The 16132-nt window shown below is 66.5% G+C and carries 12 protein-coding genes; 2 read left to right on the top strand and 10 right to left on the bottom strand.

Annotated features, from left to right (window positions below; genetic code table 11):
* Nucleotides 1-99: 99 nt before the first annotated feature.
* Nucleotides 100-1812, top strand: coding sequence for a dihydroxyacetone kinase family protein (locus ACTSLZ_RS01110; protein WP_443095428.1), 1713 nt, complete (start codon nt 100-102; stop codon nt 1810-1812).
* Nucleotides 1813-1815: 3 nt separating this feature from the next.
* Here ACTSLZ_RS01110 and ACTSLZ_RS01105 read toward each other — a convergent pair whose 3' ends face one another.
* From ACTSLZ_RS01105 to ACTSLZ_RS01080, 6 genes are read right to left on the bottom strand one after another with little or no spacing between them, the layout of a single operon-like run.
* A complete protein-coding gene (locus ACTSLZ_RS01105) occupies nt 1816-2505 on the bottom strand; it encodes a GntR family transcriptional regulator (RefSeq protein ID WP_443095427.1) in 690 nt (229 codons plus the stop codon).
* 39 nt (nt 2506-2544) lie between these two features.
* Nucleotides 2545-3876, bottom strand: coding sequence for an MFS transporter (locus ACTSLZ_RS01100; protein ID WP_129315615.1), 1332 nt, complete (start codon nt 3874-3876; stop codon nt 2545-2547).
* Between the two features lie 54 nt (nt 3877-3930).
* Entirely contained in the window at nt 3931-4923 is a 993-nt protein-coding gene (locus ACTSLZ_RS01095; RefSeq protein ID WP_178980470.1) for a 3-hydroxyacyl-CoA dehydrogenase family protein, read from the bottom strand.
* Between the two features lie 25 nt (nt 4924-4948).
* Nucleotides 4949-6319, bottom strand: coding sequence for an MFS transporter (locus ACTSLZ_RS01090; RefSeq protein WP_443095426.1), 1371 nt, complete (start codon nt 6317-6319; stop codon nt 4949-4951).
* Nucleotides 6320-6353: 34 nt separating this feature from the next.
* Nucleotides 6354-7130: an SDR family NAD(P)-dependent oxidoreductase gene (locus ACTSLZ_RS01085; RefSeq protein ID WP_443095425.1), complete on the bottom strand. Its 777-nt coding sequence runs from the start codon at nt 7128-7130 to the stop codon at nt 6354-6356.
* Between the two features lie 59 nt (nt 7131-7189).
* Nucleotides 7190-8110 carry a sugar phosphate isomerase/epimerase family protein gene (locus ACTSLZ_RS01080; RefSeq protein WP_443095424.1) on the bottom strand — a complete coding sequence of 307 codons (921 nt, stop codon included), beginning with the start codon at nt 8108-8110 and terminating at the stop codon, nt 7190-7192.
* A 284-nt stretch (nt 8111-8394) separates the two neighbouring features.
* On the opposite strand from ACTSLZ_RS01080, the gene ACTSLZ_RS01075 reads away from it, so the two are divergent.
* Nucleotides 8395-9216 carry a triose-phosphate isomerase gene (locus ACTSLZ_RS01075; RefSeq protein ID WP_443095423.1) on the top strand — a complete coding sequence of 274 codons (822 nt, stop codon included), beginning with the start codon at nt 8395-8397 and terminating at the stop codon, nt 9214-9216.
* Nucleotides 9217-9230: 14 nt separating this feature from the next.
* Here the strand turns inward: ACTSLZ_RS01075 and ACTSLZ_RS01070 are convergent, their stop codons facing one another.
* From ACTSLZ_RS01070 to nhaA, 4 genes are all read right to left on the bottom strand, one after another.
* Nucleotides 9231-9935, bottom strand: coding sequence for a hypothetical protein (locus ACTSLZ_RS01070; protein ID WP_178980467.1), 705 nt, complete (start codon nt 9933-9935; stop codon nt 9231-9233).
* Entirely contained in the window at nt 9932-13339 is a 3408-nt protein-coding gene (lysX, locus tag ACTSLZ_RS01065; RefSeq protein WP_443095422.1) for a bifunctional lysylphosphatidylglycerol synthetase/lysine--tRNA ligase LysX, read from the bottom strand. The genes ACTSLZ_RS01070 and lysX overlap by 4 nt, the downstream gene beginning before the upstream one ends.
* 19 nt (nt 13340-13358) lie before the next feature.
* Nucleotides 13359-14534, bottom strand: coding sequence for an alpha/beta hydrolase (locus ACTSLZ_RS01060; protein WP_178980466.1), 1176 nt, complete (start codon nt 14532-14534; stop codon nt 13359-13361).
* Nucleotides 14535-14625: 91 nt separating this feature from the next.
* Entirely contained in the window at nt 14626-16029 is a 1404-nt protein-coding gene (gene nhaA / locus ACTSLZ_RS01055) for a Na+/H+ antiporter NhaA (protein WP_443095421.1), read from the bottom strand.
* Nucleotides 16030-16132 lie beyond the last annotated feature (103 nt).

Genomic DNA, 16132 nt, shown 5'->3' with positions numbered 1-16132 from the left:
CACGAATCGTATTTCCTATAGGATTTATGGAATGTGGGATCCAGCCCACACATGCCGAACATTCCGGGCTCCGGAGCGACTACCGATGGAGGGACGTCGATGACCTACCTGTACGACCAGCCGAGCGATTTCGCGGCGGACGCCGTGGCAGGATTCGCCGCCGCGCATCCGACGATCACCCAGGTCCACGGCGGCGTGGTCCGTGCGAGTGCGACACCACCGGGCCAGCCCGCCTTGGTCATTGGCGGAGGCGCCGGTCATTACCCTGCTTTCTCCGGATGGGTGGGACCGGGTATGGCGCACGGCTCGCCGTGCGGCAACGTGTTCGCATCCCCTTCCGCGAGCCAGGTCTATTCCGTGGCCCGCAACGCGGAGAACGGTGGGGGAGTCGTCCTCGGGTTCGGGAACTTCGCGGGAGACGTGCTGCACTTCGGCCTGGCCGCCGAGAAGCTCCGGGCCGACGGCTTCGACGTCAGAGTGGTTCCGGTCAGCGACGACGTCGCGTCCAGCGACCAGGAGAATCGCCACGACCGCCGGGGAATCGGGGGAGTTCTTCCCGTCCTCAAAGCGGTCGGGGCGGCCATCGAAGACGGAGCCGACCTCGATGAGGCCGAACGCGTCGCAGCCAAGGCCAACGAGGCCACCCGTTCTCTGGGCGTGGCCTTCGACGGGTGCACTCTCCCCGGTGTCGATGAGCCGCTGTTCCGAGTCCCGGAGGGAACATTGGCCGTGGGCATGGGCATTCACGGGGAACCGGGAGTGCGCGACGAGCCGATGGGCACGGCGGCCGACGTCGCGGCCCTCCTGGTCGACGGCGTCCTGCGGGAAGAACCGGCCCGAACGACCGGCGGCTACGACGGCCGGGCCGCCGTGATCCTCAACGGGCTCGGGACGGTGAAGTACGAGGAACAATTCGTGGTCTACAACCACGTCGCCCGGCTGCTCGCGGAGCGCGACATCGTTCCCGTCCGCCCGGAAGTCGGCGAATTCGTCAGCAGCCTCGACATGGCCGGCCTCTCGCTGACCCTGGTCTTCCTGGACGACGAGCTCGAGCGGCTGTGGACCGCGCCCATCGACACCCCGGCCTTCCACCGCGGCATCATGCCCGACATCGATCGCCCCCTCCGCGACAACTTCTGGGAACTCGGCGACGAACCGGTACCGGATTCCGAGGAGGCGTCACGCCAGAGCGCCCGGAGGATCGCCGACGTCATCGCACTGTTCGAACGGGTCTGCGCCCGGGAGGAAGAGGAACTGGGCCGCATCGACTCCGTGGCCGGCGATGGTGACCACGGCCAGGGGATGCTGCTCGGATCGTCCGGCGCGGCAGACGCCGCCCGGAAGGCCGTGAGCCAGGACGCCGGCGCCCGGACCGTCCTCGCGCGCTCCGGCGAAGCGTGGGCCGAATCGGCCGGTGGAACGTCGGGGGCCCTGTGGGGCGCGGCACTGGTCGCGGCGGGCAACGCCGTCAGCGACCAGGAGGGCGTGGACCAGGAGGCCGTCATCGGCGCGCTCGATGCGGCCGTCGAGACGATAGGCCGGTTGGGAGGAGCGAAGGAAGGCGACAAGACCATGATGGACTCCGCCCTGCCCTTCCGTCGGACGCTCGCGGCGTCGTTCACCGGGCAGAACGCCGGGGAAGCAATTGCCTCGGCGGCTGCGGCCGCCAGGGAAGCCGCGGACGCAACGGCGAGCATCACCGCGAACAAGGGCCGGGCGCGGGTCCTGGGGGACAAATCGTTGGGAACGGTGGATCCCGGTGCCCTGTCCTTCGCGACCCTCATGACCGAACTCGGTGAGCACCTGGCCTGATCGTCAGGCCCCCGGGAGCGACGCCGCCCCGCCCGAGCGCTCGCGGACCCCTTCCAGGTGGCGGCGCAGGGCGGCCTGGGCGCCGTCGTGATTGTGCTCTTCGACCCTGGCGAGGATCTCCGCGTGCTCGGCCAGGGCATCGGCGGCGTCGATCCGTTCCGGGCCTTCCGACCAGGTCTGGCGCATGCGGTGGCCGTGAGCGTTCAGCACATCGCGCATCGAAGCCAGGTAGTGGTTGCCCGCGTGGCGGAAAAAGGCTTCGTGGAAGGCGTTGTCGGCCTCGAAATACGCGTGGAAGAGCGCGTAGTCCGGTTTGGGCTCGCCCGCGATCTGTGCGGCGATCCGCGCGTGCTCGGCGTAGGCCTCGCGCAGATCGTCGAGCAGCGCATGCCAGGTCCCGAAGGCCCGGGTGAACGCCGCGAGCTCGACCACCAGGCGGGCATCGATGAGCTCCCCGATCTGTTCCGCGGTCAACGGGGGAGCCACCACGAAACCCTTGAGCGGCTGGTACGTGATGAGTTCCGAACGCTCGAGAGCGGCCAGAGCCTCGCGCACCGGCGTCGGGGAGACATCCAAATCCCTGGCGAGACCATCGATGCTCAACCGGGCCCCCGGGCGCCAGTCGCCCTGCATGAGTCGATTCTGGATCTCCTCCTGCACGTCCGCGCGCAGGGCCTGGCGCTTGCTGCTCATGGCGTCTCCTGTCCGATCGAGTTGGCCGCTTTCCAGATACTAGAGGACGCGCGTGGCGTCGCCCTTCGGCTCGGCCGACGGCCCCTCCGGGTTTTTCCCCGCCCAGGCGCGCATCCCGACGAAGGAGCCGACGGCGCCCAGAACCAGCACGATGCCCAGGAAATGCATCCCGTTCGCGGCGTTCCCGGTCGCGTCCGAAACGGCCCCGACCACATAGGGCCCCACGAAGCCACCGATGTTGCCGAAAGAATTGACGAACGCGATGCCGACGGCCGCCGTGGCACCCGCCAAGTAACGGGTCGGCAGGGCCCAGAAGACCCCCGCGACCGAATAGAGGAAAAAGGCCGCCACGGACATGGCCGCCAACTGCACTGTGCCCGAACCGGAGAACCCGGCCCAAAAGATGCCCACGGCACTGCCCAGGTAGATCAGGATGAGAGGCACCCAGTTCTCCCGCAGCTTCGAAGCGAGGCGCGACGTGACGAAGATGCCGATGACCCCGAACAGATAGGGGACCGCCGAAAGCCACCCGGTGTTCGCATCCGAACCGCTGAAGGAACTCACGACCGTCGGCATCCAGAAGCTCAGACCATAGATCCCCACGGTCGAGGGGAAGAACAGCACCGCGAAGACCCAGACGTACCGTGACCCCAACGCCTTGAGAGGATTGTCATGGGACTGCTGGCCGAAGCGCTCGCGGTCCTGCTCCAGCTCGTTCTCGAGCCAGTCGGCCTCCCGAGACGTCAGCCACGGTGCCTTGCGAGGGGCGTCCCGAAGCCATATCAGGGTCGGTACCGCAGCGACCATGGCCGCCGCTCCCGAGAGGACGAAGAGCCAATGCCACCCTCGCAGACCGAACCAGTCCAGACCGAGGATCGTGCCCGCGAGCGGGCTCATGACCAGGAACGCGATCGGGGCCGCGAGGACGAAGGTACCGGTCGCCCGCGTGCGGTGGCGCTGGGGGAACCAGAAGGTCAGATAGTAGAGGACCCCGGGATAGAACCCTGCTTCGGCCACGCCGAGGAGGAAACGGAGCACGTAGAACACGCCGCTCGACGTCGTGAGCGCGGTCAGCGCCGTGATCAGGCCCCAGGTGAACAGGATTCGCGCGAACCAGATGCGCGGTCCGACCTTGGGCAGCACGTAATTCGACGGAACCTCGAAGAGGAAATACGCCAGGAAGAACAGGCCGGCGCCCAGACCGAAGGCGGAGTCGCTCAGCCCGATGTCGGCCGACATCTGGAGCTTGGCATAGCCAATGACCGACCGGTCGATGTAGGCGATGATGTACAGGACCATCACGAACGGGACGATGTGCCAGGTGATCTTCTTGATCAGGGCCTGTTCGTCAACGGGAACAACAGAATTCATGGTGACTCCTCGAGTCCATAGCGGCCGGGCGGCCCGGAGGCCGTCCGGTGCGGGTCAGTCCTGGCCACGGCGAGTGCCGCGCGGCGCGGGGCCGACCTCCCGCAGCACGTCCCGCATCCTGGCGTAGGCCTTGTTGCGGTAGGCGATCAGCTCCGCGCGAGTTTCGTCGTCGTAGTCCTCGACCAAGCCCTTGCCGTTCTTGAGGCCCTTGCGGTCCTCGGCAGCCGCGTCCTTGAGCAACTGCGGGGTGGCGAGGCGCTCGCCGTACGCTTCCTCGAACGTCGAGAAACAATTGGCGTACACGTCGAGGCCCGCCTGATCCGCGATCGCGAAAGGTCCGAAGAAGCCGAGACGGAAGCCGAAGGTGGTGCGAACGATCGTGTCGACGTCGTCGACGGTCGCGACCCCCTCCTCGACCACCGAGGTCGCTTCCTTCAACAACGCATACTGGAGCCGATTGAGCACCATGCCGGGAGTGTCCGCGACCTGCGCACCCTCGCAGTCGGCACGTGCCAGGAGGTCCTTGACGGCGTCGATCGCGCCCTGGGTTGTCGCGTCTCCCGCCACGAGTTCGACGCCGGGGATGAAAGGCATCGGGTTGGAGAAGTGGACTGTCAGGAAGCGCTCCGGGTGGGAGACGGCGGGCGCGAGCACGCGCACCGGGATCGTCGAGGTATTGGTCCCGATGATCGCCTCCGGTCGCGCGGCCGCCGAGATCCGTCCGAGAACCTCGTGCTTGACATCGGGTACCTCGAAGACGGCTTCCTCGATGAAGTCGGCCTCGGCGACGGCCTCCTCGATGGTCCGACCCGCCGTGAGGTGGGAGGCGACGGCGTCGGCGCTTCCGGCGGGCACGAGGCCCTGGTCCTCCGAGGCGCGCGCCTCGCCCAGGATGCGTTCCAGGGCGGCGTCGGCGGCCTCGACGCTGACGTCGGCGATCCTGACGGGCAACCCCGCCATGGCGAGGACCTGCGCGATGCCTCCGCCCATGTAGCCTGCGCCGACGACGGTGACGGTGCGGATGGTCGAAACGGGGTCTGTGGACATGGTGAATCCTTTCGTGGAAGGGGAATCAGGCGGATGGGGTTGAAGGCTGCTCGGTCCGGTCGCGGCGTTCCAGCACGGCCGTCCCTGCGACGAGGATCGCTCCCAGGAACGGGGCCAGCGCGAGCATCACGAGGCCGGCCGCTTCGCTTCCGAAGGTCTCGGTGACCCACGACCGCAGGTTCGGGGCGATGAAACCGCCCAGATTTCCCAGCCCGTTGATCAGCCCGACGCCGGCCGCCAGGGCCGCGCCCGAAAGATAACCGGTGGGGATGTTCCAGAAAATGGGCTGCGCCGAGACGAACCCGATGGCCGCGGCGCACAGTGCGATCATCGTCAGGACCGGTTGGTGCAGGAAGGCGCTGGCGCTCAGGCCGACGCCGGACAGGGCGAGCATGAACGTGGTGGTTCGCCGGTAGGCGGCCCGTTTGTCGGCGTAGCGTCCCACGAAGGCCGCCGAGACGAGGGCGGTGAGCCACGGGATGGCGACCAGGAGTCCGACGACGAAACCGATCTCCTGGCCCGTGATCTGCGAGACCTGGCGCGGCAGGAAGAAAGTCAGCCCGTACACGGCGACCTGGATCGTCAGGTAGATCAGCGCGAAATACAGCACTCGGCCGTTCAGCAGCGCCTTCCACCAGCGCATTCGGTGCGTCTGCTCCTTGACCTCCGCCTCGGCGGCCAGGGCATTCTCCAGACCCTCGCGCTCGGCCCGGGACAACCAGCCGGCTCGGGCCGGCCGGTCGGGCAGGCACAGGAACGCCACGCAACCGATGGCGACCGCGAGCAGGCCTTCCAGCAAGAACATCCACTGGAACCCTCGGAGCCCGAACAATCCATCGAGCTCGAGCAGGGCGCCCGAGAGCGGCGAACCGACAATGTTGGCGATCGGGAGACCCAAGTAGAACAGCGAGGTGGCCTGCCCACGACGACGCCGGGGGAACCAACAGGTCAGATAGTAGATGACTCCTGGGAAGAACCCGGCTTCGGCCACGCCGAGCAGGAACCGGAGAACGTAGAACATCACGGGACCGCTGGTGAACATGAACAGCGCGGCCACGATCCCCCAGGTGACCATGATGCGGGCCATCCACCAGCGGGCCCCGACCTTGTACATGATGAGGTTCGAGGGGACCTCGAACACGGCGTAGCCGATGAAGAACAGCCCGGCGCCGAGCGCGTAGGCCGTGGTCGAAATTCCGGCGTGGATTTCCAGGGCCTCTTCCGCGAAACCGATGTTCGTCCGGTCGATGAAGGCCACCACGAACATCAGCATCAGGAACGGAAGCAGGCGCCAGCTGGCCTTGCGCGTCGCCGATTCGACCTCGTGGGTGAGGGACCGCCGCTCGGTCGCGGATTGGATCCGGGGGTCGTTGCCCGGGGATGACGTCATTGTCATGATTTCGTTCTCCTTGCTGAGGGAGCCGGGGAGGTCAGACCATGTGTTTTCCGCCGTCGACGAAGACGGCGTCACCGTTGACGAAGCTGGAATCCTCGCTGACCAGGAACTTGATCAGTCCGGCAACCTCTTGCGGTTGGCCGACCCGTTCCAGGGGGATGTCGGCGGACATCCCGGTCTTGCGTTCCTCCGTGAGGGTCCCGCCCATGATGTCCGTATCGATGGGGCCGGGCACGATGGAGTTGCAGGTGATGCCGTGTTTCCCCAGTTCGCGGGCGCCGCCGCGGGTCAGCCCCAGAACCGCGGCCTTCGCGGCCGCATAGCCGGTCTTGGAGAAAGTTCCCCCGCCGTCGTAGGCGGTGATGGAGGACGTGTTCACGATCCGGCCGCCGGTGCCCGCCTCGATCATGCGGGAAGCCGCCGCCTGCATCATGAAGAGGGTGCCCTTCGCGTTGGCGTCCATGATGCGGGTGAAGTTCTCCGAGGTGAGGTCGAAGAATTCCTGTGGCCCGGGGATTCCCGCCAGGTTGACCTCGGCGAGGACGGGCGGCAGCTCGGCGTCGATCGTGGCGAAGGCCCGCTCGACCGATTCCTTGTCCGCGATGTCCACCCCGATCCCGACGACGGTGCGGCCGCTCTCCTCCGCCAACTCGGATGCGAAACCGGTGACCGCGGATTCGTCGATATCGAGAACGGCCACGTTCCATCCGGACGCGGCGAGGGCTCGGGCCACGTGCCGTCCGATGCCGCGCGGTGCCCCCGCGCCGGTGACCACCGCTGTGCGCTCGGAGGGGAAGGGGGTCGTGGACATGAATGCTCCTTTGCATGGGTCTGGGAAGGGGGAACGCAGTGAGACGGTCGTGGGGAGGGTCAGTCCAGGGCCGAAGCCAGGACCTGGCGGATGTACTGGATGTTCTCCGCGATCACACCCAGCGAGTCGGAACCGTAGTGCTCGCAGCAGAACGGGCCCGTGTAGCCGGACTCGATGGCTCGACGGATGATTCGCCGATAGTTGATGTAGCCGTATTTGAGCGGCATCGGTGCGGAGGTGTACGCCCCGGTGCGTGGGTCGAAGTCCCGTGAATAGTTCTTGATGTGCCAGAAATTCGACCGGGGCAGGACCGTCTCGTACATGTCGTCGGGGTGGGGCATCGGTCGGTGGAGACGAACCAGGTTGCCGAGGTCAGGGTTCAGCCCGACGGCGTCGTGGTCGACGTCGTCCAGGAAGGCCACCGCGTCATCGGGGGTCCCGATGTAGGTGTCCTCGTACATTTCGAGGCTCAGCCCGACCCCCACCGACTGGGCGTGATCGCCGAGTTCCCGGATGCGTTCGATGGCGAGGTCACGGAGCGCGGGGTCGTCGTGATGGCCGTTCTCGAGCCAGAACCAGACGGCGTCGGCCTGCTCCGGCGTCAGGGCCTGCATGAAACCGACGTTCACGATGCTGGCCCCGAAGCTCGGAGCCAGGTCGAGGAGGCGATGGGCCTCGGCCAGGAACTGCTCCCCCTTGTCGCGGTCGACCACCGAGCTCCGAGTCATCGAGATCGAAGGGATCGAGAGGCCCTCGCCCTCGAGGGTGCGCCGGAACTCCTCGACCCGTTCGTCGCTCAGCCGTGCCAGGGGAACCCACGCGTCGGTCGGGTCGATCTGCGTGATTCCGAGCTCCCGGGCTTCGCGCATCTGCGCGGCCCAGACCGTGGCGGGCGCATCTTTGATGTGGCCCCCATCGGGCGCGGTGGCACCGAACGACAACATGTTGGCGGCGATCGGCCAGGACTCGGCTGTGAACATGCGGCTCTCCTTCGAGTTGAGTATTCCTATAGGATTTATGTCCGACGTGACCTGTGTCAACCATCCCGGCGAATAATTTGAGGGGGTATGACGCCGGGGTGACTGGCCCTGGAGCCCGTCCTGACGCGAATCGACAGGAGAGTCGACGTCAAAACCCTTCACTGACCAATGCATCTTCCTATAGGATCGTGAGAGGACTGCGGGGCCGCCAGCGTTGCCCGAGGCAGAGCAGCCGAACCGTGGGAGAGACCCGGAAACCGGACGTGGTCGGAAGGAGTTCAGTCATGCCCCCACGCGGATCGAGTGCGACGACCGGAGGGACGACGCCGAAACGCCTGTGGATCGGGACCAGCTGGAAAATGAACAAGCTGGGGGCAGACGCCCGCGCGTGGGCAGACACGCTCACGGAGAACCTGTCCGAGGATGTCCTCGAGAGGGTGCAGCCCTTCGTCATCCCTTCTTTCACCGCGATCTCTCCGGTCGCCCAGTCCCTCGGCGGTCGGTCTCCCGTCCTCGTCGGCGCCCAGAACGCTCATTGGGAGGACTCCGGGGCCTGGACGGGGGAGATCTCCGTTCCTCAGGTCAAGGACGCCGGGGCCTCCATCGTGGAAATCGGGCACTCCGAACGGCGGACGCATTTCGGGGAGACGATCGAGACCACCCGGTGGAAGGTCGAGGCAGCGATCCGGCACGGGATGCGGCCCTTGCTGTGCATTGGGGAACCCGAGGACATCAAGGCCGCCGGACGGTCAGCGGAATACATTCTCGAACAGGCGCACGGCGCGCTCGACGGCCTGACCGAACCCGAGCTGGGGAAGGTCCTGATCGCCTACGAGCCGATGTGGGCCATCGGCGACGCCGGCCGGCCTCCCCGCACCGAGGAGCTCGTCGAAGCCTTCGCCGCCCTGGGAAACGAATACGACCACCGGGTGGAAGCGCTCCTGTACGGCGGTTCCGTCACGGTGGACAACGCCGCGCAGCTCCTGTCGCTCGACCACGTGGGAGGGCTGTTCGTGGGGCGGACCGCCTGGGACGTCCAGGGATACCTCGAGCTGCTCCGGATCGCTGAGGCACACCGGCGCTCGTCAGCGGATGGTCGGAGCTGACCCGGAAGGCCGAATCACCCGATCAGGAAGTGTCCCAGGAGGAAGAAGCGCGCGGCGTCGAGCAGCAGGAGCACGCTGACCGAGGCCAGCCCGATCGGGACCGCCCATCGAACCCATCTGCGCAACGAGTCCCAGACCCGGCCGATCAGCTGGGAGACCTTCCGGTGCTTGTTGAACAGCACCGCGATGCACAGCACGAACAGTGGGAACTGGGAAACCACGGCCCAGACGATGAACGCCGGGATCACGACCCACACGGGTTGGTGCGAGGAAAGGCCGATCGTGACGATGAACGGCACGTCGGCGGTCACGATCGCCACGAATCCCAGGGCCACGAGCATGAGCCCCGCCCTGTTGCGCGCCTTCTCCTCCCGCGGCGGGTCGTTGCGGTGCACCCATTTGTGGCCGGCCGCGCAGAATCCGGCGATCGCGAGAAGGAGCTCGACGCCGGCCGCCCACCCGCCGGCGCGCAGGAGCCCGTGCCAGGGGACGCTCGCAAGACGCTCCCCGACCAGGAGGGACAGCCCCACGCCCCAGAGCGCGGTTCCTCCGATGAGCACCGTGCCGAACAAGAGGACGTCGCGGCGGACACCCCGGGCCTGTTCCGGTGTCTCGCTGGGGCGCGCGGCCATGAATACCGCGGCGATCAGCGCCGGGGCAGGGTCGAATCCGCCGACGCCCAGACCCGAGGAGGCGGCAAGGAACTGGACCGGGTTCATTCGAGCGACGCGGAATCCGGCCCCTTGACGCTGCGAGGCGCGGACTTGAGCCTCGGCGTCGCCCCGGGGCGAACGAACGGGAAGGCCAGGACGCCACGAATCGGCGAGCCGGTGAGCATCATGATCAGCCGGTCGATGCCGATCCCGAGCCCGCCCGTGGGCGGCAGCCCGGTCTCCAGGGCGTCGAGGAAGTCCTCATCGATCTGCATGGCCTCGACGTCGCCCGCCGCCGCCTTGAGGGACTGCTCGGTCAGGCGGCGTCGCTGTTCGATCGCGTCGGCCATCTCGGAGTAGGCGGTGCCCATCTCGGTCCCGTTGATCACCAGGTCCCAGCGTTCGGCGAAGCGCGAGTCCTCACGGTGGGGGCCGGCCAGGGGAGAGGTCTCGACGGGGAAGTCCTTGTAGAACGTGGGCCTGGAGGTCTTCGCCTCGACGAGTTCGCCGTAGAGCTCCTCGATGACCGCTCCCGGCCCCATGTCGTCCCGGACGTGGATCTCGTGGTCGCGGGCGAGACCCATGAGCGTCTCGAAATCGGTGTCGAGGTCGATGGGCCGCCCGACCGCCTGGGACAGGGCCTCGCACACGCTCACGACCGGCCAGGGCCCGGAGACGTCGGTCAGCACGGCCTCCTGGCGAGGATCCTTGGGGTCGTCCCCCAGACGCAGCGGGAGAACCTCTTCACCGAAGACCGCGCGGGCCGCGTTCTTGAGGATCCGCTCGGTCAGCTCCCTCATCACGGTGTAGTCCGCAAAGGGCTGGTAAGCCTCCAGGACCGTGAACTCGGGGTTGTGGGTCGAATCGGCGCCCTCGTTGCGGAAATCGCGGCCCAACTCGTAGACCGGACCCATGTCCCCGACAACCAAGCGTTTGAGGTAGAGCTCGGGTGCGATGCGCAGGGTCAGGTCGACGCCGTAGGCATTGATGAACGTCTTGAACGGCCGGGCGCTCGCCCCACCGTGGATCGTGTTGAGCATCGGCGTCTCGACCTCGAGGAAACCCTGGTCGTCCAGCGTGGTGCGGATGGCCCGGATGGTCGCCGACCGGATGCGCAGCCGCTTCGACTCCTCCGGGTTGATGATCAGGTCCATGGACCGCCGGCGCAGCCGCGCCTCCGGGTCCGTGAAGGAATCGTAGGGGATCGGGTGCAGGCACTTGGATGTGATGTCCCACGAGTGAGCGATCAGGGACGGCGTTCCGTTGCGCGAGGAGCCGATGTGGCCGCGGACCAGCACGTAATCTCCCGAATCGATCCACCGCACCCGGGCGGCCGTGTCGGTTCCGCACACGGATTCGTCGAGCACCACCTGAATCGTGGTCCCGTGCTCGTGCAGGTCCAGGAACGTGACCTTGCCGTGGCGCCTCATCGACCGGACGCGACCGTTGACCGCGACGTCGGCGGGTGACGCCTCCCCCGGTGCGCCTCCGTCGACGGCGTCCTCTCCGCTCCCGAGCAGAGGAGCGACGGCGCGCACGGTCATGCCTTCACCGGTGCCCTTCGGGAATGGTTCGACACCGGCCTCCCGCATCTCTTCCAGATGTCGGATGCGGTGACGTGTCTGGTCCGACCACTTCGGGGCGAGATCCTCGGCACCGACCCGGCGTCGTTCGATCTCCCGGAGCCGTTCCAGCTCGTTCCGACCGAGGGTGTGTTCCGCGGACACCTTCCCGCCCATCCAGGCCGGCAGGAATCCTTCCGCGACGCCGCACGCCATGCCTACATTCGCCACCGAGACGTACGAGTCCACGCAGATGAAACGGGGAACCCAGGTCGGAGCGAATTTCTGGTTGAACTTGTAGAGCCGCTCCAGCTGCAGGAACCTGTCCAGCACGCCCAGAACCGAGGATCCGAAACGGGTCAGCGGATTCGCCCCGAGTTCTTCCGAACGGGCGAACGTCTCGCGGAACATCGCGAAGTTCAGCGAAACCCTGCTGACACCCAGCCCCTCGGCCTCCTCCATCATCTTGACGATCATGAACTCGGTGGTCCCGTTCGGAGCCTGGGGCGAGCGACGCATGACGTCGAGCGACAAGCCGTTCGAACCCCACGGGACGAAGGAGAGAAAACCGATCGGCTCGCCATCCGCGTTCTCCGCGGTGATGAAGACGTTCCGGGCATCCGCGGAATCACCGATCCTGTTGAGCGCCATCGAGAATCCGCGTTCGACCTTGCCATGCCGCCACTCGTCCGCGAGGCCGACCAACCGGTCCAGTTGCTCTCGAGTGAAGTCGGCCTGGCGCCGGATGCGGTAGGTGACTTCTTCCCGCTCGAGGCGTCGCACGCTGTGGCGGACCTCGTTCATGGACGTGTTGTTCAGCGAGAACCGGTCGGGGTAGAGGATGGCCTCGTCGCCCATCCCCAGAGCAGCCATGCCGACTTTGGTGTATTCCCTGGCGCCGTCGCGGCTCGCGCTGATGACCGCGGGAATCCAGCCGTACTCCCGCGCTTCCGACTTCCACTTGAGGATGGCGTTCTCCCACGAGCTCCGGTCGCCCACCGGGTCGCCCGAGGCCAATGAGACCGATCCGAAGACGCGGTACGTGACGGCCGCGCGGCCGTCGTCGGAGAAGACCATCGACTTCTCGCGGCGGGTCGCGAAGTAGGACAGCGAATCCTGGTGCCCGTACTCGTGGAGCAACTCGCGCAGGTGCAGTTCCCGCTCGCCGGTCCAGGAATGGATCGCCCTCTTGGAACGGAGAATCACCCAGACGGCGGCGATCGCGGTCAGACCGTACACGGTGGAGATGGTCTGGACGTGCCACCGATGGATGTTGTGCAGATGGGACATGACCGCCGGCGAGGTGCTGCCCCAGGCCCTCAGGAGGAGGGCCCAGAGGTCCCCCATGGCGTGGAACGGGAGGAAGACCCATGCCACCACCAGCGCGAGCACGAATCCGGCCGCCACGACCAGAAGTCCCGCGCCGTAGGAGATCGGTCTGATGCGGGCCGGGAACTCCCGGCGGGACCTGTAAAGCAGGATGAAGAACACGATGCCCAGCACGCCGGCGACGATGTCCCAGGCCGGGTGGAGCAGCGGGTTGGCCGCGATGATCTCGGGCGGCGCGGACACGGCGTCGAAGGCCACGGTAGTCAGGATCCCCGACGCCAGCCCGCCCAGCTGGAAGATCATGGCCGCCCACAGGCCGGCCCTCTTGCGGCGCAGCAACGCCCAGAACACGAGCGCCGAAATCACCAGCATGATCAGGCTGCGCTCGACCGGGACGTTGAGCAGCCCGAACAAGAACTCGACGGCCCCGTGACGCGAGGGTCGGGTGATCAGCAACGCCGCATTGACCAGAACCGCGAGGGCGTAAACCCAGGTGACGAGCGCCGCCATGCGACGGCCCGGTTGTTTTCCGGGCAGGTAGTAGGTGGCGGAGCGGCTGCCGGTGCTATGAGTCTTCACGAGTACTTTCCCTCTGGATTCAGGTCAACGGCGCGAAAAATGGGCTGGTGCGGCCCAGCCAGGTCAGGCTCTTGGCCATCCCCGGCTCCCAGACGTCCTGGCGGTGCCCACCGGTGTCGACCGAATCGACCGTCAACGACGTCGGGCGGCTCACCTTGTCCTTGAACTGGTTCAGGGAGGGCCAGGACAGGGTGTCGTCCTTGCTCGAAAAATAGTGGAGGTTCGTGTCCGGGGGCTTGTTCGAGGCCATCTTCTCCAGGTCGTACCGCGGATCGTCCTGTGCATTCCAATGCTGGTTGTCACTGTAGATCGGCTCGAAGTAGCCGGACTGGACCAACCCCGAGGCAAAGAGATCGGGATGTCTCATGCTCAGCATGGCGGAGCACCAACCACCGGCACTGTACCCGGTGAGGGCCCACGCGTGGGGGTCGTCCGAGACCCTGAAGTTGTCCTTGACCCACGGCACGACGTCCTGGGTCACGTAGGTTTCGACCTTGGGCGTCTTCCCGCCGGACTGGGAGCGGGTCCCGTCCACGCATTCGCTGTCGTAACCACCCGGGTACACGGCGGGAACCACGAAGATGGCTTCCCGCATCTTGTTGTGCTTGACCGCGTCCTCGATCAACTGGCCGTAGTCGATGGACTTGGAGTAGGTGTCCGGGGATCCGGGAAAACCGCTGAAACCCATGATCACCGGGTAGAAACTCTCCGGATTCTTCAGATACGAAGCGGGCAACCACACCGTGACGTCATAGCTCTGTCCACTTGCTTTCCCCGGAACTTTGACAGAAAAGTACGTGCTGTTCGATTCGCCTTCTTTGATCTTGTCCTTGAAAGCGGGATTGGAGGCGGGGTCGCGCTGCTTGTCCGTGGCGTCACCGGTGATTTTCTTGGCGTGGGCAACTTTGGCCACTTTCTGGCCGAAGACCTTGCTGGAGTTCATGGCGGCCACGTCTCCGCTGTTGAAGAGATCGTCCCACGAGGTGTACCAGTTGTTGTCCCGGTTGAGCCACGCGGTCGCGGTCACGAGGACCAGCGCGGAGACCACGACGAAGGCGACGGCCTGAGCCAAATACTTCAGGGGACCAGGAGCCGACATGCGCGGCAGGAGGAGTACACCGAGGACGAAGACGACGATGGTGACCACGAGAATTCCGATCAGGAATCCCCATCCTGTGAGGTCGAAAAAACCCATTCCTGCCTTTCGTCGGCGACATTCCGCCCAGTCGGGAATCGTCCGGACAGTCTACAAATGCTGTGGATTGAATCATAGAGCGCGCTCCGAGTTACCGGGCGGTACCGTCCTCACTGTGCATTTCCCATCGGGCCCGGCGTTTGCTCCTCAGGGCAAGGAACGAACCTCCGGCGAGAGCGGCCAGGGTGGACCCGGTGAGGATCGCGACCTTGGCCGATCCGTCCAGGGACGGGTCTCCCGCAAAACTCAGCTCGGCGATCAGGAGCGAGACCGTGAATCCGATGCCGGCGACGAGCGAGACCCCGACGACGTCGGGCCACGCGATGGTCGGATCCAGCCTCGGCCCGCGCAGGCGCGTGACGAGCCAGGTGGCCCCCGTGATCCCGAGGCACTTGCCGACCACGAGGCCGAGGAGAATCCCGAGGGCGGCGGGGCTGCTCACGGACTCCACGAACCCGCTCCAGCCTCCGACCGCCACACCCGCCGAGAAGAACGCGAACACGGGGACGCACAGCCCCGCGGAGAGCGGTCGGATGCGGTGCTCCAAGACTTCGGAGAGGCCTGCACTGGCGTCGTCGGGCGTGCGGGATCCCCGCCGGACGGGCACGCAGAAGCCCAGCAGGACGCCGGCGATCGTCGCGTGAATCCCCGAACCGAGGAAGAAAGCCCACGTCAACACGCCGAGGGGCAAGAGGATGAGCCACGCGGCTTCGGGCCGCAGGTGCAGAACCTTCTCGCCCCGGTAGGCGACGAACGCGTAGGCCGCGAGCGGCAACGCGGCGAGGGCCAGGAAACCGAGGTTCAGGTCGGAGGTGTAGAAGATCGCGATGATCGTGATCGCGATGAGATCGTCCACCACGGCCAGGGTCAGCAGGAAGGTCCGCAGGGCCGTGGGGAGGTTCCGCCCGACGACGGCGAGCACGGCGACGGCGAACGCGATGTCGGTCGCCGTCGGAACCGCCCAACCGCCGATGGCCGGGCCTCCCGCGTTGATCGCGGAGAAGATGATGGCCGGGAGCGCGACGCCGCCTGCCGCGGCGGCCATGGGAACCACCGAGGTCCCGGGGTTGCGGAGCTCCCCGACCACGAACTCTTTCTTGAGCTCCAGCCCGACGATGAAGAAGAACACGGCCAGAAGGCCGTCCGCGGCCCAGTGACCGATCGACAGGTCGAGGTCCAGGGAACCGATGGTGAAGCCGAGGTGGTGGTCTCGGATCGCGAAGTACCAGGGCGAGGCGCCGCTGTTGGCCAGGACGACGGCCAGAAGCGTTGCGCAGAGGAGGATCACCCCGCCCGTGGATTCCTGGCGAAGCAGTGACGTGAGGCGGTGTGCGGCGCGGTGCTGCATGAGAGTCTCCGACAAGGGTCGAGGATCATCAATCTCGATCCAGGGAACAAGGCCGCGCACTCCGCGACCTGCCGACCAGACTTCCCGGCACACCTGAATGACCCAGTATAGGCGAAGGACGCCGCCACGAGGTGCGTCCTCCGTCACGGGACGGAGTCGAGTCCTCCCATGTCAGAACGTGGATCCCCGAGCCGGATGGGACGGGAACGGGCGAGCGAGTGGGGCATAATGGCATGACCTGCGGATCGTT

The sequence above is a fragment of the Rothia koreensis genome (assembly GCF_052232265.1).
GTDB lineage: Bacteria > Actinomycetota > Actinomycetes > Actinomycetales > Micrococcaceae > Rothia > Rothia koreensis.
Note: the sequence above shows the minus strand (reverse complement) of the source record. Positions and strands in the feature narration are given on the sequence as shown.